22 protein-coding genes are annotated in these 21577 nt (G+C 72.6%); 16 read left to right on the forward strand and 6 right to left on the reverse strand.

What is annotated here, in order from left to right; genetic code table 11:
* Positions 1-21: 21 nt before the first annotated feature.
* Both Cus16_RS11685 and Cus16_RS11690 read right to left on the reverse strand, forming a co-directional pair.
* On the reverse strand, positions 22-858 hold the full coding sequence (locus Cus16_RS11685) for an ABC transporter permease (protein ID WP_083263921.1): 837 nt from the start codon (positions 856-858) through the stop codon (positions 22-24).
* Positions 855-1856, reverse strand: a complete 1002-nt coding sequence (locus tag Cus16_RS11690; RefSeq protein ID WP_069712818.1) for an ATP-binding cassette domain-containing protein — start codon at positions 1854-1856, stop codon at positions 855-857. Before Cus16_RS11690 ends, Cus16_RS11685 begins: the two co-directional genes overlap by 4 nt.
* A 155-nt stretch (positions 1857-2011) precedes the next feature.
* Here Cus16_RS11690 and Cus16_RS11695 point away from each other — a divergent pair, with 155 nt between their 5' ends.
* The 6 genes from Cus16_RS11695 (at position 2012) to glmM (ending at position 9551) form a co-directional block, all read left to right on the forward strand.
* On the forward strand, positions 2012-2953 hold the full coding sequence (locus Cus16_RS11695) for a tRNA pseudouridine synthase A (protein WP_223246602.1): 942 nt from the start codon (positions 2012-2014) through the stop codon (positions 2951-2953).
* Entirely contained in the window at positions 2950-3696 is a 747-nt protein-coding gene (locus Cus16_RS11700) for an MBL fold metallo-hydrolase (RefSeq protein ID WP_069712819.1), read from the forward strand. The genes Cus16_RS11695 and Cus16_RS11700 overlap by 4 nt, the downstream gene beginning before the upstream one ends.
* A gap of 106 nt (positions 3697-3802) precedes the next feature.
* Positions 3803-6877 carry an ExeM/NucH family extracellular endonuclease gene (locus tag Cus16_RS11705; RefSeq protein ID WP_069712820.1) on the forward strand — a complete coding sequence of 1025 codons (3075 nt, stop codon included), beginning with the start codon at positions 3803-3805 and terminating at the stop codon, positions 6875-6877.
* A 306-nt stretch (positions 6878-7183) separates the two neighbouring features.
* Positions 7184-7630 (forward strand): 50S ribosomal protein L13, encoded by a 447-nt coding sequence (gene rplM, locus Cus16_RS11710; protein WP_069712821.1) that lies wholly within the window; start codon positions 7184-7186, stop codon positions 7628-7630.
* 36 nt (positions 7631-7666) lie between these two features.
* A complete protein-coding gene (rpsI, locus tag Cus16_RS11715) occupies positions 7667-8152 on the forward strand; it encodes a 30S ribosomal protein S9 (RefSeq protein WP_069712822.1) in 486 nt (161 codons plus the stop codon).
* A 22-nt stretch (positions 8153-8174) separates the two neighbouring features.
* Positions 8175-9551 (forward strand): phosphoglucosamine mutase, encoded by a 1377-nt coding sequence (gene glmM, locus Cus16_RS11720; RefSeq protein ID WP_069712823.1) that lies wholly within the window; start codon positions 8175-8177, stop codon positions 9549-9551.
* A 138-nt stretch (positions 9552-9689) separates the two neighbouring features.
* On the opposite strand, the gene coaA is transcribed toward glmM, so the two are convergent.
* Together coaA and Cus16_RS11730 are read right to left on the reverse strand one after the other, a co-directional pair.
* Positions 9690-10634, reverse strand: coding sequence for a type I pantothenate kinase (gene coaA, locus Cus16_RS11725; RefSeq protein WP_069712824.1), 945 nt, complete (start codon positions 10632-10634; stop codon positions 9690-9692).
* Positions 10635-10754: 120 nt separating this feature from the next.
* Positions 10755-11240 (reverse strand): glutathione peroxidase, encoded by a 486-nt coding sequence (locus Cus16_RS11730; protein ID WP_069712825.1) that lies wholly within the window; start codon positions 11238-11240, stop codon positions 10755-10757.
* A gap of 71 nt (positions 11241-11311) precedes the next feature.
* Between Cus16_RS11730 and glmS the strand changes: the two genes are divergently transcribed.
* Genes glmS through tsaE form a run of 5 tightly spaced genes read left to right on the forward strand, consistent with a single transcriptional unit; the run spans position 11312 to position 16301 of the window.
* Positions 11312-13159: a glutamine--fructose-6-phosphate transaminase (isomerizing) gene (glmS, locus tag Cus16_RS11735; RefSeq protein WP_069712826.1), complete on the forward strand. Its 1848-nt coding sequence runs from the start codon at positions 11312-11314 to the stop codon at positions 13157-13159.
* A 7-nt stretch (positions 13160-13166) separates the two neighbouring features.
* Positions 13167-13541, forward strand: coding sequence for a holo-ACP synthase (locus Cus16_RS11740; protein ID WP_069712827.1), 375 nt, complete (start codon positions 13167-13169; stop codon positions 13539-13541).
* A complete protein-coding gene (alr, locus tag Cus16_RS11745; protein WP_069712828.1) occupies positions 13538-14641 on the forward strand; it encodes an alanine racemase in 1104 nt (367 codons plus the stop codon). The genes Cus16_RS11740 and alr (Cus16_RS11745) overlap by 4 nt, the downstream gene beginning before the upstream one ends.
* Positions 14638-15798, forward strand: coding sequence for an alanine racemase (gene alr, locus Cus16_RS11750; protein WP_069712829.1), 1161 nt, complete (start codon positions 14638-14640; stop codon positions 15796-15798). Before alr (Cus16_RS11745) ends, alr (Cus16_RS11750) begins: the two co-directional genes overlap by 4 nt.
* Complete coding sequence (gene tsaE / locus Cus16_RS11755; RefSeq protein WP_069712830.1) at positions 15795-16301, forward strand: tRNA (adenosine(37)-N6)-threonylcarbamoyltransferase complex ATPase subunit type 1 TsaE; 507 nt, start codon at positions 15795-15797, stop codon at positions 16299-16301. The genes alr (Cus16_RS11750) and tsaE overlap by 4 nt, the downstream gene beginning before the upstream one ends.
* A gap of 15 nt (positions 16302-16316) precedes the next feature.
* Here tsaE and Cus16_RS16385 read toward each other — a convergent pair whose 3' ends face one another.
* Entirely contained in the window at positions 16317-16496 is a 180-nt protein-coding gene (locus Cus16_RS16385) for a hypothetical protein (RefSeq protein WP_141718952.1), read from the reverse strand.
* A gap of 142 nt (positions 16497-16638) precedes the next feature.
* Between Cus16_RS16385 and tsaB the strand changes: the two genes are divergently transcribed.
* The 4 genes from tsaB (at position 16639) to Cus16_RS11775 (ending at position 19718) form a co-directional block, all read left to right on the forward strand.
* The gene (tsaB, locus tag Cus16_RS11760) at positions 16639-17265 is read left to right on the forward strand and encodes a tRNA (adenosine(37)-N6)-threonylcarbamoyltransferase complex dimerization subunit type 1 TsaB (RefSeq protein WP_069712831.1); all 627 of its coding nucleotides are present in this window, start codon (positions 16639-16641) and stop codon (positions 17263-17265) included.
* Positions 17262-17798 (forward strand): ribosomal protein S18-alanine N-acetyltransferase, encoded by a 537-nt coding sequence (gene rimI / locus Cus16_RS11765; RefSeq protein WP_317614864.1) that lies wholly within the window; start codon positions 17262-17264, stop codon positions 17796-17798. Before tsaB ends, rimI begins: the two co-directional genes overlap by 4 nt.
* Complete coding sequence (gene tsaD, locus Cus16_RS11770; protein ID WP_069712832.1) at positions 17785-18840, forward strand: tRNA (adenosine(37)-N6)-threonylcarbamoyltransferase complex transferase subunit TsaD; 1056 nt, start codon at positions 17785-17787, stop codon at positions 18838-18840. Before rimI ends, tsaD begins: the two co-directional genes overlap by 14 nt.
* Before the next feature lie 92 nt (positions 18841-18932).
* A complete protein-coding gene (locus Cus16_RS11775) occupies positions 18933-19718 on the forward strand; it encodes a DUF4190 domain-containing protein (protein WP_069712833.1) in 786 nt (261 codons plus the stop codon).
* Positions 19719-19855: 137 nt separating this feature from the next.
* On the opposite strand, the gene Cus16_RS11780 is transcribed toward Cus16_RS11775, so the two are convergent.
* On the reverse strand, positions 19856-21058 hold the full coding sequence (locus Cus16_RS11780; protein ID WP_069712834.1) for a class I SAM-dependent methyltransferase: 1203 nt from the start codon (positions 21056-21058) through the stop codon (positions 19856-19858).
* Positions 21059-21216: 158 nt separating this feature from the next.
* On the opposite strand from Cus16_RS11780, the gene groES reads away from it, so the two are divergent.
* Positions 21217-21513, forward strand: coding sequence for a co-chaperone GroES (gene groES / locus Cus16_RS11785; RefSeq protein ID WP_056121496.1), 297 nt, complete (start codon positions 21217-21219; stop codon positions 21511-21513).
* Positions 21514-21577: the final 64 nt, after the last annotated feature.

A 21577-nucleotide genomic window follows, 5' to 3' on the forward strand; every position in this document is an offset into this window, starting at 1 on the left:
GACGACCGCCTGCGCCGTCCGTCAGGCCTTCCGCATGTAGGCGCGGACCGTCAGCGGCGCGAACACGGCGACGACGACGGCCGCACCGAGCAGGCTGAGCCAGAGGTCCCCGCCGACCGTGCCGTGGTTGACGAGGTCGCGCACCGCGGTGATGAGGTGCGAGACCGGGTTGACCTCGGTGAACCAGCGCAGCCAGGCCGGCAGCGTGTCCGTCGGGACGAACGCGTTCGACAGGAAGGTCAGCGGGAAGAGCACCAGGTTGGCGATGCCCGAGACACTCGACGCGGTGCGGGCGATGACGCCGAAGTAGGCGAAGACCCAGCTGATCGCCCAGGCGACCACGATGACGAGCAGTGCCGCGAGCAGGACCGCACCGAGGCCGCCGGCGGGACGCAGCCCCATGACGATCCCGACCACGAACGTGATCGTCGTCGCGATGGCGTACCGGACGGTGTCGGCGAGCAGGGCTCCGGCGAGCGGGGCGATGCGGGCGATGGGCAGCGACCGGAAGCGGTCGAACACGCCCTTGTCCATGTCCTCGCGGAGCTGGACGCCCGTGACGACCGACGACGTGATCGCCGTCTGGACGAGGATGCCGGGGATGATGACGGGCAGGTAGCTGCCGACGTCACCGGAGATCGCGCCACCGAAGATGTACGTGAACATCACGGTGAAGACGATCGGCATCAGCGTGACGTCGAACAGCTGCTCGGGCGTGCGCCGGATCTTCACGAGCCCGCGGTAGGCCATCGTGAACGACTGCCGGACGGTCGCGGCGAGGCCGGTGCCGCCGATCCCCGGGCGGGGGGTCACGCGGGGCGACGACGTGGTGGTGGGTGTCGGGGCGAGGGTGGTCATGCGAGGCTCCCTTCGAGCGCGCGCTCGGACTCGGTCTCGGCGTCCGCGGACGCCGGCGAGCCGGTGATGGTGAGGAAGACCTCGTCGAGCGTCGGCTTCTGGACGCTGATCTCGGCGAGGGAGACGCCCGCGTCGCGGAACGACACGAGCAGGTCGGTGACGCGGTCGGGCGCGGTCATCGGGGCGGTGAGTCGCGCGCCCTCGGGGCTGACGACCGCGGGCGTGCCGAGCACCCGTTCGACGAGCGCGGCGGCGGTCGTCATCGCGATCGGGTCGGCGTCCGCGAGCCGCAGCTGCAACGAGGCCGTGCCGACCGACGACTTCAGTTCGTCGGCGGTGCCCTCGGCGACCACGCGGCCGCGGTCGATCACGGCGATGCGGTCGGCGAGCTGGTCGGCCTCGTCGAGGTACTGCGTGGTGAGCACGACGGTGGAACCGGTCGCGACGAGCTCGCGGATCGTGTCCCACATCTGGGCGCGGGTCCGCGGGTCGAGGCCGGTCGTCGGCTCGTCGAGGAAGATGAGCGGCGGCTGCGCGATGAGGCTCGCGGCCAGGTCGAGCCGGCGGCGCATGCCCCCGGAGAACTTCTTCAACGGACGCGCCGCCGCCTCGGAGAGTCCGAAGCGCTCGAGCAGCTCGACCGCCTTGCGCTTCGCGTCGGTGCGGGAGAGCCCGAGCAGCCGCGCGAAGATGACGAGGTTCTCGGTCGCGCTCAGCGTCTCGTCGACGCTGGCGTACTGGCCGGTCACGCCGATCAGGGAGCGGACGGTCTGCGGGTCGCGCCGGACGTCGTGACCGAAGACGCGGGCCTCGCCGCCGTCGGGCACGAGCAGCGTGGCGAGCATCGAGATCGTGGTGGTCTTGCCGGCGCCGTTCGGGCCGAGCACGCCGTAGACGGTCCCGGCCTCGACCCGGAGGTCGACGCCGTCCACGGCACGGTTCGACCCGAAGGTCTTCACGAGGCCGGTGGCCTCGACCGCGAGGGGTGTGGTGGTCATCGGGAGGTCCTTTCGTCGATGTCGGTGTCGATGGTGCCGCCGGGCGCTCACGCGCCACTGACGCGGCACTGACACGCGCTGACACCGGCGGTCCGCCTCGGTCGGGGCGCGGGGTCGGCCGGGAGGCCCTGGTCGCCCCCGGTACGCTCGCTCCCGTGGACGGGACGGACGCGACGGACGGATCGGGTGCTGCGGGCACGGACGGGGTGCGGCTGCGCCTCGACGTCGCGTACGACGGTGCGGCGTTCTCGGGCTGGGCCCGGCAGCCCGGGCTGCGGACCGTGCAGGGTGCGCTGGAGTCGGCCCTCGCGACCGTGTTCACCCGCTGGGGTGCGCCGCCGCTGCTCACGGTCGCGGGACGGACGGACGCGGGGGTGCACGCCACCGGGCAGGTCGCCCACCTCGACCTGACCGCCGAGCAGTGGGGCGCCCTGACCCGCCCGCGGCGGTCCTCGCCCGACGGGCCGCCGCGCACGTCGCTCGACGGTCTGGTCCGGAGGATCAACGGCATCGCGGCGCCGACGGGCGACGTCGTCGTGCGGCGGGCCTCGGTCGCGCCGGACGGGTTCGACGCTCGGTTCTCCCCGCTCTGGCGGCGCTACGAGTACCGGGTCGCGGACGCCGACGCCCCGCGCGATCCCCGTCGTCGTGGGCACACGCTCTGGCACCCGACGCGTCTGGACCCGGCGGCGATGGAGCGCGGTGCGCTCCGGCTGCTCGGGCTGCACGACTTCGCGACCTTCTGCAAGCCGCGCGAGGGCGCCACGACCATCCGGACGCTGCAGGAGTTCCGCTGGGACCGCGAGCCGGACGGCGTGCTGGTGGCGCGCCTCCAGGCCGACGCCTTCTGCCACTCCATGGTGCGTGCGATGGTCGGCGCGACCATCGCCGTGGGGGAGGGCCGCTTCGGCCCGGACCGGCTCGAGGAACTCCGGGTCGCCGAACAGCGCACCAGCGCGTTCGCGGTCGCGCCGGCCCTCGGGCTCACGCTCACCGAGGTCGGCTACCCGGCGGACGACGAGCTCGCCGTGCGAGCGACGCAGACCCGTGCGCGCCGGTCGGACGACGAGCCGGGCGCCGGTACCGTCGGGGGATGAGTTCCCGCAGGCCGCGTTCGGTCGTCTCCGTCGGCCCCGGGGTCGTCTTCGTCGAGGGACCGGTGTCGAACTGGGTCGTCCTCGCCGAGGAGGACGGCGTCGCGCTGATCGACGCCGGCTACCCGGCGGACACCGACCTCGTGCTCGACACCGTGCGGTGGGCGGGACACGACCTCGGGGACCTGCGACGTGTCTACGTCACGCACGGGCACGTCGACCACGTCGGCGGCCTCCCCGGGATCCTCGAGCGGTTCCCGCACGTCGAGGTCCTCGCCCACGCGGACGAGCTCGACAACGTCCGCGGGCCCGGGCGGCAGCAGGTCACGCCCGCGGAGATCGGCGGGCGGCTGGCGGCACCCCGGACGCTCCGGTGGCTCGCGCGGGCGATCGGCTCGGACGCGCTGCGACCGGTGACGGTGCCGACCGCGCGGGCGTTCACGGGCGCCGACTTCGCCGAGCGTGCCGTGACCCCGTTCCCCGCCGTCGGGCACACCGCCGGCTCCACCGCGTACCTGCTCCCCGCCGCGGGGGCGATCGTGACGGGCGACGCGGTCGTCACGCACCACGACACGCTGCCGCGGTCCTGGCAGCCCCGGCCGCGGATGATCACGCCGTTCTTCACGGCGGACCAGGACGCGGCGCTCGCCTCGGCGCGGGCGTTGCCGTACCCGGAGGTCCTGCTGCCGGGGCACGGGCCCGCGGTGCACCGGGTCGGGAGCGAGTGGGTGCCGGTCGCCGGCTGACCGTGCCCATGACGGGGGTGGACCGGATCGTTCACCTGCCGGAAACCTGAGCGACCGATCAGGTGTCTAGCGTGGTCCAGTCCCCCTCCTCCTGCCGAAGGTCAGCATGCCCAACCTCCTGCGGCGCACCGTGCTGTGCGCCACGGTCGCTGCGACGCTCGTCGCCGCCCCACTCGTCTCCGTCTCCACCGCCCTCGCGAACCCCGCCGGTACCGGCCTCGTCATCAGCGAGGCGTACCTCAAGGGCGGCAGCGCGAACGCCTTCTACAAGGAGAAGTTCGTCGAGATCACGAACCCCACCGCGTCGCCGGTGTCGCTCGCCGGCTGGTCGCTCCAGTACCGCGCGGCGACCAGCACCGGGAACTTCTCGACGAGCGCGCTCGAGGGCACCGTGCCCGCGAACGGCACGTTCCTGGTGTCGATGACCGGCAACGGTGGCTCGACCGCGGTGGGCGCCGACCTGCCGACCGCGGACGACACCGCCTCGATCAACCCCTCGGGCACCACCGGGACCCTCGCGCTGTCGAACACCACGGCTGCGCTCGCGCTCCCCGCCGGCCCCGTCGCGACGGGCACGCCCGGTGTCGTGGACCTGCTCGGCTACGGTGCGTCGAACACGTACGAGGGTGCAGTCCGGTCCGTGACCGGCGCCAACAACGTGCCGAACGGCCTGACCCGGGCCGGGGCGACGGACACCGACGTCAACGGCACCGACTTCACGGTCACCGAGTCGTTGACCCCGACGAACGCCGCAGGCGAGACTGGCAGCACCACGCCGACCGACCCCGAGCCCACCGACCCCGGCACGCCGGCCGGTCCCGCCGAGGCCGTCACCATCGCGCAGCTGCAGGGCACCGGCACCGCCTCGCCGTACGTCGGCAAGCGGGTCGTCACCGACGGCGTCGTGACCGCGGTCTACGCCACGGGCGGCCTGAACGGCTACACGGTCCAGACCGCCGGCACCGGCGGTGCGGTCGACCTCGCCACGCACACCGCGTCGGACGCCGTGTTCGTGTTCTCCGCCGCGACCGCGGGCAGCGTGGCCATCGGTGACGCCGTGCGCCTCACGGGCACGGTCGCCGAGTACAACGGCCTCACCGAGCTCGAGGTCGGCTCGACCGCGGACGTCGAGAAGCTCCCCGCCGCGGGCGTCGTGCAGCCGGCCCCGGCGACGCTGACGCTGCCGCGCACGGACGCCCAGCGCGAGTCGCTCGAGAGCATGCTCGTCGCACCGCAGGGCGACTACACGGTCGCCGACAACTACACGACGAACCAGTACGGCGAGATCGCGCTCGCCGCGGGCACGAAGCGCCTGATCCAGCCGACCGAGGTCGCCCGCCCGGGCAGCGCCGAGTACGCCGCGGTCGTCGCCGACAACGCCGCACGCAAGGTCGTCCTCGACGACGGCGCGAGCACGAACTTCCTCAGCGCCGCGAACCAGTCGGTGCCGGTGTCCTGGCTCACCCAGGGCCCGGTCACCGTCGGTGCCGCCGCCACGTTCTCGGAGCCGGTCGTCCTCGACTACCGCAACGACGCGTGGAAGTTCCAGCCGACGACGCCGATCACCGGCGCGACCCCGGCGGCGGACCTGCCCGCATCGTTCTCGAATGTCCGCACCGCGACGCCGGAGAACGTCGGCGGGGACCTCAAGCTCGCCGGGTTCAACGTGCTGAACTACTTCCCGACCACGGGCGACCAGCTCACCGGCTGCACGTACTACACCGACCGTGACGGCGACCCCGTGACCGTCCGCGGCGGCTGCGACGCCCGCGGTGCAGCGAACGCCGACGACCTCGCGCGCCAGCAGGTGAAGATCGTGAAGGCGATCAACGCCCTGGGCGCCGACGTCGTCTCGCTCGAGGAGATCGAGAACTCGAAGCGCTTCGGTCAGGACCGCGACGCCGCGGTGGCGACCCTGGTGGCCGCGCTGAACGCCGCGACCGGCCAGGACACCTGGGCCTACGTCCCCTCCCCGGCGAAGGTCCCGGCGAGCGAGGACGTCATCCGTCTCGCGCTCATCTACAAGAAGGACCGGGTCGCCCCGGTCGGCGAGTCGACCATCCTCGACGACCCGGCGTTCGTGAACGCCCGGCAGCCCGTCGCCGACGCCTTCCGCCCGCTCGGCGGGACGGCCGCCGACGACTTCCTCGTGATCGCGAACCACTTCAAGTCGAAGGGGTCGGGCACGGGCGAGAACGCCGACCAGGGCGACGGCCAGGGCGCCTCGAACGCCGACCGCGTCCGGCAGGCCCAGGCGCTCGCCGCCTTCTCGACCACCGAGCAGGAGAAGTACGGCACGGACCGCGTGTTCATGCTCGGCGACTTCAACGCCTACAGCGAGGAGGACCCGATGGTCGTCCTGCGTGACGCCGGCTACACGGACCTCGGTCCGGCGAAGGACTCGACGGAGTACTCGTACGTCTTCAGCGGCCTGAGCGGTTCGCTCGACCACGTGCTCGCGTCCCCGGCCGCACTCGCAGCCGTCACGGGCGTGGACATCTGGAACATCAACTCGACCGAGTCGGTGGGCCTCGAGTACAGCCGCTACGACTACAACGTCACGGACCTGTACCGCGACGACGTGTACCGCGCGAGCGACCACGACCCGATCCTGGTCGGATTCGACCTGGCAGCGGACGAGACCCCGACCCCGGGTGACGGCGAGACCCCGACCCCTGGCGACGGCGAGACGCCCGCTCCGGGCAACGGCAACGGCAACGGCACCGGCAGCGGCACCACCCCCGGCGCCGGCCAGACGCCCGTCGCTCCCGCCGGGTCCTCGCTGACCGAGGCGAACCGTGGCAGCATCACCGCGCCGGCCTCGGCCCGTGCGGGCGAGACCATCACGGTCGGTGTCGGCTCGGCGCTCGCCGGGCAGCGGATCTCGGTGTGGCTGTACTCCGACGCGGTGCTCCTCGGCACCGAGGTGGTCGCCGCCGACGGCACCGTCCGCGTGACGATCCCGATCGGCACGACGACCGGGTCGCACCGCCTCGCCGTCACCGCCGCCGCCGACGGGTCGCTCGTCGGCTGGACCGACATCCGGATCGACCCGGCGACGGGCGAGCTGGCGTTCACCGGGGCCGAGCTCACCGGTGGCCTCGCCGCCGCGCTGCTCCTGCTCGCTGCCGGCACCGGACTGATCGTGACCCGTCGTCGTCGGGCGGCCCGCACCGCCTGACGCGCTGAACGCACGTCGAACGCGACACCGCACCCGTCGATCGACGGGTGCGGTGTCGCGTTCCCCGCGGTGACCACCGGACGGACGGGAGGCGCGTGGCGGCCCGGCACCGTGCCTCCCGTCCGTCGGTCAGGTGCGTTCGACAAGGCGAGCCGCGTCGGGTAGGCTCTCACCTTGGTCTGTGCGCCCCGTGCGCCGGACAGTCAGATGAGCCCTCCACCGGGCAGTTCCACGAGCATCGCCCGCGGAACACCCACCGGAGCGGGATTCACGGACTCCTCACCTCGACACGAAAGCAGCACTCCTGTGACTCGTACGTTCTCCCCGAAGCCGGCAGACGTCCAGCACGACTGGATCGTCATCGACGCGACCGACGTCGTCCTCGGCCGTCTCGCCACCCACGCCGCGGCGCTCCTGCGCGGCAAGCACAAGGCCACCTTCGCCCAGCACATGGACATGGGTGACTACGTCATCATCATCAACGCGGACAAAGTCGCCCTCACCGGCTCCAAGCTCGCGAAGAAGGTCTACTACCGTCACTCGGGCTACCCGGGCGGCCTCACGGCGACCTCCTACCCGGAGATGCTCGAGAAGCACCCGACCCGCGCCGTCGAGAAGGCTATCCGCGGCATGCTGCCGAAGAACACGCTCGGCCGTGAGCAGCTCGGCAAGCTCAAGGTCTACGCCGGCCCGGAGCACCCGCACGCCGCGCAGCAGCCCAAGGCGTACACCTTCGACCAGGTCGCACAGTAGTTCCGGCCACGACGACTTCAAGGACTGATAAAACTCATGGCTCAGATCGCTGACTCCCTCGACCAGACCCCGGAGAGCTTCACCACCGAGAGCGCGCCCGTCGCGTCCGAGGCCGCTCCCCGCCAGATCCTCAACGTCTCGGGCGGTGCCGTCGGGCGCCGCAAGGAGGCCATCGCGCGCGTCCGCCTCGTCCCCGGTGGCGGCTCCTTCACGGTGAACGGCCGCACGCTCGAGGACTACTTCCCGAACAAGCTGCACCAGCAGCTCATCAACGACCCGTTCAAGGTGCTCGAGCTCCTCGGCGCCTACGACGTCGTCGCCCGCATCACCGGCGGCGGCCCCTCGGGTCAGGCCGGTGCGCTCCGCCTCGCGATCGCGCGTGCGCTGAACGAGATCGACCGCGAGAACAACCGCGCCACCCTCAAGAAGGCCGGCTTCCTCACCCGTGACGCCCGCGTCATCGAGCGCAAGAAGGCCGGTCTCAAGAAGGCCCGCAAGGCGTCGCAGTTCTCGAAGCGCTAGTCGCGCGACGAACCCGATCGCAATGCCGCGTCTGTTCGGTACCGACGGTGTTCGTGGACTCGCCAACGGCGAGCTGACGGCCGCGCTGGCTCTGGGTCTCGCCCAGGCCAGCGCGGCCGTGCTCACGCACGGACACCATGCGGACGCCCGCCGGGCGTCCGGTCGACCGCGCCCCCGTGCGGTCCTGGCGCGCGACCCGCGCGTCTCCGGCGAGTTCCTCGGTGCCGCGGTCGCGGCCGGGCTCGCCTCCGCCGGCGTCGACGTGCTCGACGCCGGGGTCATCCCCACCCCCGCCGCCGCGTACCTGGTGGCGGACATCGACGCCGACTTCGGCGTCATGATCTCCGCGTCGCACAACCCAGCGCCCGACAACGGCATCAAGTTCTTCGCGACGGGCGGCCGCAAGCTGCCCGACGAGGTCGAGGACCGCATCGAGGCGGCCATGCACGACCAGTCCGCGCCCACCCCCACGGGCGGCGAGGTCGGCCGGATCACCCGGTTCGCCGACGCCGAGGACCGCTACGTCGTGCACCTGCTCGGCACGCTGCCGCACCGGCTCGACGGTCTCCACGTCGTGCTCGACTGCGCGAACGGCGCGGCCGCCGGCGTCTCGCCCGAGGTGTTCGTGAACGCGGGTGCCCGCGTGACCCTGATCGGCGCCGAGCCGGACGGCATGAACATCAACGACGGCGTGGGGTCGACACACATCGACAACCTCGCCCGGGCGGTGCTCGAGCACGGCGCCGACGTGGGCATCGCGCACGACGGCGACGCCGACCGGTGCCTCGCGGTGGACGCCGCGGGCAACGCGATCGACGGCGACCAGATCATGGCGATCCTCGCGCTGTCGCTGCAGGAGCGCGGCCACCTGAAGGACGACACGCTGGTCGCGACGGTCATGTCGAACCTGGGCCTGAAGCGGGCCATGGCGGACGCGGGCATCACGGTGCTCGAGACCGGCGTCGGTGACCGCTACGTGCTCGAGAAGATGAACGAGGGCGGGTTCTCGCTCGGCGGCGAGCAGTCCGGCCACATCATCTTCAACGACTACGCGACCACCGGCGACGGGGTCCTGACCGGGCTGCACCTGGTGGCCGAGATGGCGCGCACCGGGAAGAGCCTGCAGGAGCTCGCGTCGTGCATGACCGTCTTCCCGCAGGTGCTCCTGAACGTCCGGGGCGTCGACCGCCACGGGCTCGAGGACCAGGGCGTGCAGGACGCGGTCGCCGCGGCCACGGCGGCGCTCGGCGACTCCGGCCGGGTGCTGCTGCGTCCGTCCGGCACCGAGCCGGTCGTCCGCGTCATGGTCGAGGCCGCCTCGCAGGAGGACGCCGAGCGCGTCGCCGAGGAGCTCGCGGACGTCGTGCGTGACCGGCTGACGATCGACGAGGCCGCGTAGGCCGTTCGCCACGCGGGCGCTGCCCGCTGTCGAACCACGAAGACGACATCGAACCAGGCGCTCGTCCTGGTTCGATGTCGTCTTCCTGGTTCGATGCGCCCGCCGTGCCGTGCCGTGCAGCCGGCGGCCGCCCCCGCGTCAGATCTTGCGGAGCAGCACCGACGACACCTTGTGGTTCGCGCCCTTCTTCAGCACGAGGGTCGCCCGGGAGCGCGTCGGCAGCACGTTCTCGAGCAGGTTCGGCTCGTTGATGGCCCGCCAGACCTCGGTCGCCGTCCGCACCGCGTCCTCGCGCGACAACGAGGCGAACCGGTGGAAGAACGAGTCGGGGCTCGAGAACGCCTCCTCCTGCAGGGCCAGGAACCGGTCGACGTACCAGGACTCGATGTCCTTCGTCTTCGCGTCGACGTAGATGGTGAAGTCGAAGAGGTCGGAGAGCGCGAGCCGCCCGTGCACCGGCGGCGCGAGCACGTTGAGCCCCTCGACGATGAGGACGTCCGGCTGCCGCACGACGATCTCCGCGTCCGGCACGATGTCGTAGACCAGGTGCGAGTAGAACGGCGCACGGACCTCGGTCGCGCCGCTCTTGACCTGGCTGACGAACCGCAGCAGGGCCCGGCGGTCGTACGACTCCGGGAAGCCCTTGCGGTCCATGATCCCGCGGCGCTCCAGCTCCGCGTTCGGGTAGAGGAACCCGTCGGTCGTGACGAGCTCCACGCGCGGGGTGTCGGGCCAGCGCTTCGTCAGCTCGCGGAGCAGTCGGGCGACGGTGGACTTGCCGACGGCCACCGACCCGGCGACGCCGATGACGAACGGCGTCCGACCGGCCCGCTCGCCGAGGAAGCGGCTCGTCTCCGCGTGCAGGTCCCGCGCCCCTGCCGCGTACAGCGTCAGCAGCCGCGAGAGGGGGAGGTAGACCTCCTGGACCTCCTGCATGTCCAGCCGGTCGCCCAGGCCGCGCAGCTGCACGACCTCGGTCTCCGTGAGCGACAGGTGCTCCCTCGGCGCCAGCTGGGACCACTCGTCGCGCGGGATCTCCACGAACGGGGTCGGGTGCGCGACGGCGGTCTCCGTGATCGGCATGGGCACGAGCGTACCGACGGGAGGCGCGGAGCAGGTGAGCGGACGGGCTGCGGTGGTGCGCGCCTCCCGCTCGGGGCACGGTGCGTGTCCGCAGGACGCGACCGGCACGTCGATCGGAGGTCAGGCGGGCAGGGCCGCCTCGATGGCGGCGACCACCTCGGGGGCGTCCGGCTTCGTGGTGGGACGGAAGCGCGTGACGGAGCCGTCGGGGGCGACGAGGAACTTCTCGAAGTTCCAGCTCACCCGGCCGGCCTTGCCGGAGGCGTCGGGGGTCTCCTTGAGCGCCTGGTAGAGCGGGTGGGCACCCTTGCCGTTCACCTTGACCTTCTCGGACATCGGGAACGTCACGCCCCACGTGGTCGAGCAGTACTCGTCGATCGCCTCGGAGGTACCGAGCTCCTGCAGGAACTGGTTGCTCGGGAAGCCGAGGACCGTGAAGCCGCGCTCGGCGTAGGTCTTCTGCAGGGCCTCGAGCTGCTCGTACTGGGGTGCGAGCCCGCACCGCGAGGCCACGTTCACGACGAGCACCGCCTTGTCCGCGTACTGCCCGAACGTCGTCTGCCCGCCGTTCAGCGTCGTGATCGCGATGTCGTCGAAGCGTCCCATGATCGGAACGTTATCCCCGCCACCCGCGGCTTCGCAGGGTCGGCGGTCAGCCAGACCGTAGGATCGACCGCATGTGTGGAATCGTGGGCTACGTCGGCACCGGGAGCAGCCAGGAGGTCCTCCTCGGGGGCCTCCGTCGGCTCGAGTACCGCGGTTACGACTCTGCCGGCATCGCCGTCGTCGACCGACCCGGCGACCTGGTCTCGGCGAAGAAGGCGGGCAAGCTCCAGGCCCTCGTCGACGAGCTCGAGGCGCACCCCATCGCCGACGGAGCCACGGGCATCGGGCACACCCGCTGGGCGACGCACGGCGGTCCGACCGACGGCAACGCGCACCCGCACCTGGCGGACGGCGGCAAGCTCGCCCTCATCCACAACGGCATCATCGAGAACTTCGCCCCGCTGAAGGAGGAGCTCCTCGCCGAGGGCGTGACGTTCGCCAGCGAGACGGACTCCGAGGTCGCGGCGCACCTCGTCGCGCGGTCCTTCCGCGAGACCGGCGACCTGACGGCCGCCATGCAGCAGGCCGTGCAGCGGCTCGAGGGTGCCTTCACGCTCCTCGTCGTGCACGCCGACCAGCCGGGCGTCGTCGTCGGTGCCCGCCGGAACTCCCCGCTCGTGGTCGGCCTCGGCGACGGCGAGAACTTCATGGGCTCGGACGTCGCCGCGTTCGTCGCCTACACGCAGCGCGCGCTCGCGATCGGGCAGGACGAGATCGCCACGATCCGCCCCGAGGGGGTCGAGGTCGTGCACTTCGACGGCACCCCCGCGACCCCGGACGAGTTCGAGGTCAGCTGGGACGCGTCGGCCGCCGACAAGGGCGGCTGGAGCTCCTTCATGGCGAAGGAGATCAGCGAGGAGCCCGAGGCCGTCGCGAAGACGATCCTCGGCCGCGTGCACGACGGTGCCGTCACGCTGACCGACCTCGACCCGATCGCCGAGCGCCTGCAGCAGGTGGACCGCGTGATCGTGATCGCCTGCGGCACCGCCGCCTACGCCGGGACCCTCGGCAAGTACGCGATCGAGCAGTGGGCCCGCGTGCCGGTCGAGGTCGAGCTCGCACACGAGTTCCGGTACCGCGACCCGGTGCTCGACGAGCGCACCCTCGTGGTCTCGATCAGCCAGTCGGGCGAGACCATGGACACGCTCATGGCCGTGAAGTACGCCCGCGAGCAGGGCGCGCAGGTGCTCTCGATCTGCAACACGCAGGGCGCGACGATCCCGCGCGAGTCCGACGCCGTGATCTACACGCACGCCGGGCCGGAGGTCGCCGTCGCGTCCACGAAGGCGTTCATCGCCCAGGGCGTGGCGCTGTACCTGCTCGGGCTGCACCTCGCCACGCTGCGCGGCACGCTGACGGCCGAGCAGGTCGCCGAGCAGGTCGCCGAGCTCGAGGGACTCGCGCCGAAGCTGCAGCAGACCATCGACGACGCGTCCGGCATCGCCGAGCTGGCGAAGTGGATGGCGGACACCCGGAGCGTGCTGTTCCTCGGTCGCCACGTGGGCTACCCGATCGCGCTCGAGGGTGCGCTCAAGCTCAAGGAGCTCGCCTACATCCACGCCGAGGGCTTCGCCGCCGGCGAGCTCAAGCACGGTCCGATCGCCCTGATCGAGCCCGGGCAGATCGTCTTCGTCATCGTGCCGTCGCCGCGCGACCCGCGCTCGCTGCACCCGAAGGTCGTCTCGAACATCCAGGAGATCCGCGCCCGCGGCGCCCGGGTGATCGCCATCGCCGAAGAAGGGGACGCCGCCGTGCTGCCCTTCGCCGACGAGGTCCTGCGCATCCCGCTCGCCACGCCGCTGTTCGAGCCGCTGCTCGCCGTCGCGCCGCTGCACATGTTCGGCATGGAGCTCGCCGCCGCCAAGGGCCTCGACGTCGACCAGCCGCGCAACCTGGCGAAGTCGGTCACCGTCGAGTAGGTCGGACGTGATCATCGGCATCGGGGTCGACGTCGTCGACACGGAGCGGTTCCGGGGTGTGCTCGAACGCACTCCGGCACTGCGCACCCGGCTGTTCACCCCCGCCGAGCTGCTGCGCGACGGCGAACCGCGTCCGGTGTCCTCGCTCGCCGCGCGGTTCGCGGCGAAGGAGGCGCTCATCAAGGCCTTCGGGTCGAGCGCCGGACTGAGCTGGCAGGAGCTCGAGGTCGTCGCCGACGACCAGCGGAACCCGTCGCTCACCCTGCACGAGGGGGCCCGTCGGGTGGCGGCGGACCGCGGCGTCACGGACGTCCACCTGTCGCTGTCGCACGACGGCGGCATCGCGACGGCGTTCGTCGTCATCGAAGGGGGGAGCGCATGACCGCGTTCACCGGCATCACGGTCGACCGCGAAGCGTTGATCGCCAACTACGTGACCGTGTCCGAGCGCGTCGCGCCCGCCGGGGTGATCGCGGTCGTGAAGGCGAACGCGTACGGCCACGGGGCGCTCCACGCCGCACGGGCCTTCGTCGACGCGGGCGCCGAATGGCTCGGGGTCGCGGACGTCGACGAGGGCATCGCGCTCCGCCGCGCCGGGATCGACGAGGGCGTGCGGATCCTCTCGTGGCTGCACGCCCCGGACGAGGACTTCCGCCGCGCCGCGCAGTACGACGTCACCCCGGCGGTCTCGAGCGTGTCCCAGCTGGCCGCGGCAGCCGACTCCGAGGTACCGGCCGTGCACGTCTGCGTCGACACCGGCCTGAGCCGCAACGGCGCCGTGGAGTCCGAGTGGGCCGAGCTGTTCGCGACCGCGGGACGCATCGCCCGGTCCGGTGGGCGCACGCGCGTCGAGGGGCTCATGTCGCACCTGTCGAACGCCTCGCGTGCGGACGACCTCGACCAGGACGCCGCGCTGCAGCGGGCCCTCGACGGGCTCGCGGCGAACGGCATCGTGCCGGACGTGGTGCACCTCGCCGCGAGCGCGGCGAGCATCGCGGTGCCCGAGACGCGGCACGACGCCGCCCGGGTCGGGCTGGCGCTGTACGGCCTGAGCCCGTTCGCCGACCGCTCGTCCGCCGACCTCGGGCTGCGCCCGGCGATGCGCGTGACCGCCGCCGTCCTGCGGACCGTCCCGGTCGCCGCGGGCGAGGGCGTGAGCTACGGCTACACCTGGCGGGCGGAGACGGACACCCGCCTGGCGGTGATCGGGCTCGGCTACGCCGACGGCTTCGACCGTGACCTCGGCAACCGGGTGTCCGTCCGCATCGGCGACCGTCGCTTCCCCGTCGTCGGACGCGTCGCGATGAACGCCATGCACATCGACATCGGTGACGCGGACGTCCGGGTCGGCGACGAGGCCGTGCTCTGGGGTGACCCGGCGGACGGCGACCCGGCCGTCGAGGAGTGGGCGGCCGCGATCGGCACGATCAACTACGAGGTGGTCGCGAGGGTCGGCCGCAGCGTGGAACGGAGGACGACGTGAACGCGCCGCTGCGCCGGGCCCGGATCGACCTCGACGCGTACCGGTCGAACCTCGACCTGGTCCGCGGCTGGATGGCACCGGTCGAGGTCATGGCGATCATGAAGGCCGACGCCTACGGGCACGGCCTCGAGCCGATCGCCCTCGCCGCCGTCGACGCCGGGGTCCGGTGGATCGGGGTGCTGACGGTGCCCGCGGCGCTGCGACTGCGGTCGATCGGCATCGGCGAGGACGTCCACCTCTTCACCTGGCAGCACGACCCCGCGCTCGACTTCCGGGATGCGATCGACTCGGCGATCGACCTCGGCGTCTCGAACGTCGCCGAGCTGCAGCGGGTCGTCGACGCCGTCGACCAGCGTCCCGCCCGCGTGCACCTCGGCGTCGACTCCGGTCTGCACCGCGACGGCGCCACGGCCGATGTCTGGCCCGACCTGGTGTCCCTGGCCGTGCAGGCGCAGCGTGCCGGTCGGATCGAGGTCGTCGCTGCGTACACGCACCTCGCCGAGTCCTCCGACGACGACGACAGCGCCGCGGTGGCGGTGTTCGACCGCGCCGTCGAGGCGGCGGAGGACCTCGGGCTCGACCTGCCGATGGAGCACGTCGCGGCGTCGCTCGCCGGGCTCGAGCGCAAGGAGTTCCGGAAGGACATGGTCCGGATGGGCGCCAACCTGTTCGGCATCCCCGGGGCCGACGGTGTCTCCGCCGCGGACCTCGGTCTCGAGCCGGTGATGACGCTGACGGCCTCGGTCGCGAAGACGAAGCGGGTGCCCGTCGACACGGGCGTCTCGTACGACTACACGTACCGCACCAGCGCGGAGACGACGCTCGCCCTCGTGCCGGTCGGCTACGCGGACGGTGTCCCGCGCCTGGCGCAGGGGCGGATCGAGGTCACGATCGCCGGCAAGCGCTACCCGATCGCCGGTCGGGTCGCCATGGACCAGTTCCTGGTCGACGTCGGCGACGACGAGGTCCGGGTCGGCGACCCCGTCGTGCTCTTCGGCACGGGGGAGCACGGCGAGATGACCGTCCTCGAGTGGGGCGAGGCGCTCGGCACGATCGGCGAAGAGGTGACGTGCCGCATCGGCGCCCGCGTCCCGCGTGAGGTCGTCGGACACGAGGTCGGCGGGCGCGTCGGCGACTACCTGCGGGAGCAGCCGTGACGGACGCCCCCCGCGTGCTGCTCGACACCACGGTGTCGACGACCGACGAGATGGGCGCGCTCGGCGCCCGGCTCGCCGCGGTCCTGCGTGCGGGGGACCTCGTCGTCCTCACCGGGCCGCTCGGTGCCGGCAAGACGACGCTGACCCGCGGCCTCGGCGCGGCGCTCGGCGCACGCGGACAGGTCTCCAGCCCGACCTTCGTGCTCGCCCGGACCCACCCCACCTCGGCGGGGCCGGACCTGGTGCACGTCGACGCCTACCGCCTGAGCGACCCGGTGGAGCTCGACGACCTCGACCTCGACTGGGACGCCGCGATCGTGGTCGTCGAGTGGGGCCGCGGGTTCGTCGACGGCATCTCCGACGCCGTGCTCGACGTGGAGATCGTCCGCGCGACCGGAGCGGACGCGTCGACGGACGGCCTCGACCCGGACGACGTGCCGGACGAGCCCCGACGGGTCGTCGTCACCGCGACCGGTGCGCGGTGGGCCGACACCGCGCTCTGACGGGTTCCGCGGTGGTCACTCGCCGGGAAGGCGAGCGGTCGGGTCGATGAAGAAGTCGGCGTAGCTCGGCTCGGCGACGGGGAGCCACCCCACCCGGGCGTGCACGAGCGCCTCGAGTTCGGCGGGCGGTGTCAGCCCGCGACGGCGCCACTGGTCGGGGTCGCGGTGCACGGCAGTACGAGGGGTCCAGGGCATCGAGCGTCCTTCCTGTTCGTGTCGCGTGTGCTCTGCATGTGTTCGGCAGAACATCACCGGAGAGTATTCCTACTCGACCCACGGTGATTCTGCAAACGCTTGCTCACAAACCCGGCGGCGCGGTCGGACCTACGATGGACGGGTGCTCCTCGCCATCGACACGTCAGCCGGTACCTCCGTCGCGGTCGTCGACCCGACGACCGGCCGGACCGTCGCCGAGCGCAGCACCGACGACTCCCGCCGCCACGCCGAGGTCATCGGACCGTTCCTCGCCGAGGTCCTCGCCGAGGCCGGGATCACCGGCGCCGACGTCACCGGCGTCGTCGCCGGCACGGGTCCCGGCCCCTTCACCGGGCTGCGCGTCGGCATCGCGGCCGCGCGCACCTTCGCCGCCGCCCGCGGCGTCCCCGTCCTGCCCCTCGTCAGCCACGACGCGATCGCGGCCGACCAGGCCCAGGACGGTCCGTTCGTCGTCCTGACGGACGCGCGTCGGCGCGAGGTCTACTGGAGCGCCTACGACCGGACCGGCACACGGGTGGCGGGTCCGGGACTCGCCAGGCCGGCGGACCTGGACGAGGCGATCCGTGCCTCCCGTCCGGACGCGGTGGGCTGGGACAGGGTGACGGTCGCGACGGTGCCGGCCGGGAGGCTCGGGGCGATCGCCGCGGACCGGCTCGCCTCCGGCGCGCCCTTCGCCGACGACACCCCGCTGTACCTGCGCGACCCCGACGTGACGGTGCCGGGAGCCCCGAAGCGGGTCGTCCGGTGAGCGGACCGGCGGCGGACGGACTGCGGATGCGCCGGGCGGTCCCGCAGGACCTCGACGACATCATGTGGCTCGAGCACGCCTCGTTCCCGACGGACGCCTGGTCGGCGTCGCAGATGTCCGGCGAGCTCTGGTCGCCGCACGGGTACTACGTCGTGGTCGAGACCACGGAGGACGGCGCCCCGACGGTCGTCGGCTACGCCGGGCTGTCCTCGCTCGCCGGCAACCCCGTCGCGGACGTGCAGACCATCGCCGTCGCGGCCGAGCAGCGGGGGCGGGGGATCGGGAGGGCGCTCTTCACGGAACTGCTCGACGAGGCCCGTCGACGCGGGGTGCACGAGGTGTTCCTCGAGGTCCGTGCCGACAACCCCGTGGCCCAGGCGATGTACGCGGCGGCCGGCTTCGAGCAGATCGCCGTCCGCCCCCGCTACTACCAGCCGGACGGTGTCGACGCGTGGGTGATGCGGGCGAAGCTCGCACCCGCGCCGACCGGCCCCGGACCCATCGGACAGGAGACCCTCGGTGAGCGCGACTGAACCCCTGGTGCTCGGCATCGAGACGAGCTGCGACGAGACAGGGGTCGGCATCGTCCGCGGCACCACCCTGCTGGCCAACGTCATCGCCTCGAGCATGGAGGAGCACGCGCGCTACGGCGGGGTCGTGCCCGAGGTCGCGGCGCGGGCACACCTCGAGGCGATGACCCCGACCCTGCACGAGGCCCTCGAGCGCGCGGGCGTGACGCTCGACGAGCTCGACGCGGTCGCGGTGACCGCGGGACCGGGGCTCGCGGGCGCCCTCATGGTCGGGGTCGGCGCGGCCAAGGCACTCGCGGTCGCGACCGGCAAGCCGCTGTACGGGGTGAACCACCTCGTCGGGCACGTCGGTGCGGACGTGCTGCGCGCGGACGACACCGCGATCGAGCTGCCGACCGTGGCGCTGCTGGTCTCCGGCGGGCACACCTCGCTGCTGCTCGTGCGCGACCTGGTCGGCGACGTCGAACTGCTCGGCGAGACCATCGACGACGCCGCGGGCGAGGCGTTCGACAAGGTCGCGCGGCTGCTCGGCCTGCCCTACCCCGGCGGCCCGCAGATCGACCGGGCGGCTGCCGACGGCGACCCGACCGCGATCCGCTTCCCCCGCGGCCTCACGCTGCCGAAGGACATGGCGGCGCACCGGTACGACTTCTCGTTCTCGGGACTCAAGACGGCCGTCGCGCGCTGGGTCGAGAAGTGCCGCGACGAGGGCCGCGAGGTGCCGGTCGCGGACGTCGCGGCGTCGTTCCGCGAGGCCGTCGTGGACGTCCTCCTCACGAAGGCGCTCGCCGCGTGCCGGGACACCGGCGTCGACCGGCTGCTGCTCGGCGGCGGGGTCGTCGCGAACGCCCGGCTCCGCGCCGTCGCCGAGGAGCGGTGCGCTGCCGCCGGCGTCGCGCTGCGGATCCCGCCGTTCGACCTCTGCACGGACAACGGCGCGATGATCGCCGCGATCGGTGCGCGTCTGGTGGCCGAGGGGCACGCGCCGAGCGACCTCGGGATCGCCGCCGACTCGACCCTGCCGGTGACGACCATCCAGGTCTGACCGGCGGGCCCGGCCGGGCTGCCGAGACCGGGCGGAGGCGCTTGTGGGAGGATCCTCTCGGGCGCCGACCGGGCGCCGAGGAGGGGTGGACGGTGTCCGATCAGAACCAGTGGCCGAAGCCGGGCGAGTCGAACGGGTCGCCCGACGGCCAGCAGCCCGACGGCCAGCAGCCCGACGTCCGGCACCAGGACGGGCAGCAGTCGGGCGCGTACCAGCCCCCGATGTCGGCGCCGTCGAGCAGCGCGCAGGACCCGTGGTCGCGGTCCGGTCAGGGCACCGCGGCCCAGGGCGTCACCGGCGGCTCCACCGCGCCCCGGGGACAGCAGGGCCCGTCGTCGTACGGGCAGCAGCCCCAGCCGGGGCAGCAGGCCCCGTACGGGCAGGCGCCGCAGGGCCAGCAGACGCCGTACGGGCAGCAGCCGACGGGCGCGCCCTACGGTCAGGCGGGCGCGAACCCGTACGCGCAGCAGTCCCCGGGCAACCCGTACGCGCAGCCCCAGGGCAACCCGTACGCGCAGCAGCAGGGCGGCAACCCCTACGCGGCGCCCTACGCCACCGGCGGGTACCAGCCCTACGCGCAGCGTCCGCGGACGAACACGCTGGCGATCCTGTCCATCGTGTTCGCCTACGCGGGCATCATCATCTGGCCGCTCGTCATCCTGTCGAGCCCGGCCGGCGCGATCATGGGCCACATCGCCCTCGGCAAGATCAAGCAGTCCGGTGAGGCCGGCCGCGGCCTGGCGCTCGCCGGGATCATCGGCGGGTGGGTCCTGACCGGGCTGTACGTGCTGTTCGCGGTCGTCTTCATCATCGCGATCGCCTCGTCGCACGGCTACTCCGACTCGTACGACTACGACTCGGGCGCCTTCATCGGCTGACCAGTCCGCGAGAACGACAGGACCCCGCGAACGGTTCGCGGGGTCCTGTCGTTCCTCCCGAGGAGACGTGGCAACCGACGCGACACCGACGCCGGACCTGCACCGTCTCGAAACCCGCGCCGACGCGCTCCTGCGCCCTACCCGGCCACCCCGGTGAGCCGCTCGCACAGGACCGCGGTGTGTCGTCCCTCCAGGCGGGTGAGCACCAGCGTGACCGACCGGCGCCCCCGCAGCCGCAACCGCTTCCGGAACTGCGCGGGATCGACGTCGACTCCGCGCTTCTTGATCTCCACGGTGCCGACGTCCTCGGCGGCCAGGCGGGCGGCGAGCTGCTTCACGTCGAGCGGCATCGTGTCGAGCACCCGGAACCCCTGTGCGAAGGGCGTCGTGACGGCCCGGTCCGAGGTGACGTAGGCGATCCCGTCCGAGAGCATCCGGCCGTCCAGGGACCGGGCGAGGTCGCCGATGAGCCGGGCGCGGATCACGGCGCCGTCCGGCTCGTACAGGTAGGTGCCGACCGGACCGACCTCGACGTCCTCCGCGTCGGCGGGACCGGTGAGCTCGGCGATCCCGTGCGCACCGATGACGGTCGCCGCGCGCCGGACGCCGGCGCGGGCGAGCGGGCCCGACCAGAGGACGAGCTCGACGACCTCGCGGTCGACGGAGACCCACTGCGCCTCGAGGGTGTCGGGGATCAGGTCGCGGTCGATGCCCGGGCCGAGCTTCACGCCCGTCGGGGTCGTCGTGGCCGCGGCGAAGACGGTGTCGAGCGAGGGCGACCAGTCGTCCGGGTCGGCGAGGCGCTTCGTGTTCGCGTGTCCGGCCGTCCGACGCGCGGGGTCCATCCACACGCCGTCGACGCGGGACAGGTCGAAGTCGGCGGCGTCGCCGAGCTCGACGCGCGCGTTCGGCCAGAGCGCGAGGTTGTGCGTCGCGACGGCCGCGGTCACCTCGTCGCGGTCGACCGCCGTGACGTCGAGGTCGAGCGCGGCCATCGCCATCGCGTCCCCGCCGATGCCGCAGCCGAGATCGGCCACCCGCGTCAGACCCGCGGCGGCGAAGCGTCCGGCGTGCAGTGCGGCGACCTGCAGCCGCGTGGCCTGCTCGAGTCCGGCCTCGGTGAAGAGCATGCGCGCGGCGAAGTCGCCGAACTTCCCGCGCGCCTTCTGGCGCAGCTTCGCCTGTGTGAGGACGGCGGCCACGAGCCCGGGGTCGTGCCCCTCGGCGCGCAGCCGCGAGACCACGCGGACGATCTCGCCCCCGTCCGAGACACCGGGGGTACGGTCGAGCAGGGCCATCCCCTCGGGGGTCAGCAACTGAGCGAGATCGGCGGCTTCCACCCGACGATCCTCGCAGGTCGCCGGGAGCCCGGCCGTGTGCTGGCACTCGGATTGACCGAGTGCCAGACTGTCCCTAGACTCGCGTTGGCACTCTCCTGTGCGTAGTGCCAACCGGTTCCCATCTGTACCGAGTCAGTACCGAGAAAGAAGAGGTCACCGTGGCCGTCACCATCAAGCCGCTCGAGGATCGCATCGTCATCCGCCAGGTCGAGGCGGAGCAGACCACCGCTTCCGGTCTCGTCATCCCGGACACCGCGAAGGAGAAGCCCCAGGAGGGCGAGGTCGTCGCCGTGGGTCCGGGTCGCATCGACGACAACGGCAACCGCGTCCCGCTCGACGTCGCCGTCGGCGACAAGGTCATCTACTCGAAGTACGGCGGCACCGAGGTCAAGTACTCCGGCGAGGACCTGCTCGTCCTCTCGGCGCGCGACGTCCTCGCGGTCATCGAGCACTGAGCTCACGCCCCACGAACGCCCCGTCCGGCTCCCCGCCGGCGGGGCGTTCCTGCGTCCGGTGACG

Origin of the sequence: Curtobacterium sp. ER1/6 (genome assembly GCF_001742745.1) — a bacterium.
Classification (GTDB): domain Bacteria; phylum Actinomycetota; class Actinomycetes; order Actinomycetales; family Microbacteriaceae; genus Curtobacterium; species Curtobacterium citri.

Bases quoted from the DNA above. Each gene is read 5' to 3' on its own strand.
- Cus16_RS11685 (WP_083263921.1), bottom strand. From the start codon at position 858: ATGACCACCCTCGCCCCGACACCCACCACCACGTCGTCGCCCCGCGTG.
- Cus16_RS11690 (WP_069712818.1), bottom strand. From the start codon at position 1,856: ATGACCACCACACCCCTCGCGGTCGAGGCCACCGGCCTCGTGAAGACC.
- Cus16_RS11700 (WP_069712819.1), top strand. From the start codon at position 2,950: ATGAGTTCCCGCAGGCCGCGTTCGGTCGTCTCCGTCGGCCCCGGGGTC.
- Cus16_RS11705 (WP_069712820.1), top strand. From the start codon at position 3,803: ATGCCCAACCTCCTGCGGCGCACCGTGCTGTGCGCCACGGTCGCTGCG.
- rpsI (WP_069712822.1), top strand. From the start codon at position 7,667: ATGGCTCAGATCGCTGACTCCCTCGACCAGACCCCGGAGAGCTTCACC.
- glmM (WP_069712823.1), top strand. From the start codon at position 8,175: ATGCCGCGTCTGTTCGGTACCGACGGTGTTCGTGGACTCGCCAACGGC.
- coaA (WP_069712824.1), bottom strand. From the start codon at position 10,634: ATGCCGATCACGGAGACCGCCGTCGCGCACCCGACCCCGTTCGTGGAG.
- Cus16_RS11730 (WP_069712825.1), bottom strand. From the start codon at position 11,240: ATGGGACGCTTCGACGACATCGCGATCACGACGCTGAACGGCGGGCAG.
- glmS (WP_069712826.1), top strand. From the start codon at position 11,312: ATGTGTGGAATCGTGGGCTACGTCGGCACCGGGAGCAGCCAGGAGGTC.
- alr (WP_069712828.1), top strand. From the start codon at position 13,538: ATGACCGCGTTCACCGGCATCACGGTCGACCGCGAAGCGTTGATCGCC.
- Cus16_RS16385 (WP_141718952.1), bottom strand. From the start codon at position 16,496: ATGCCCTGGACCCCTCGTACTGCCGTGCACCGCGACCCCGACCAGTGG.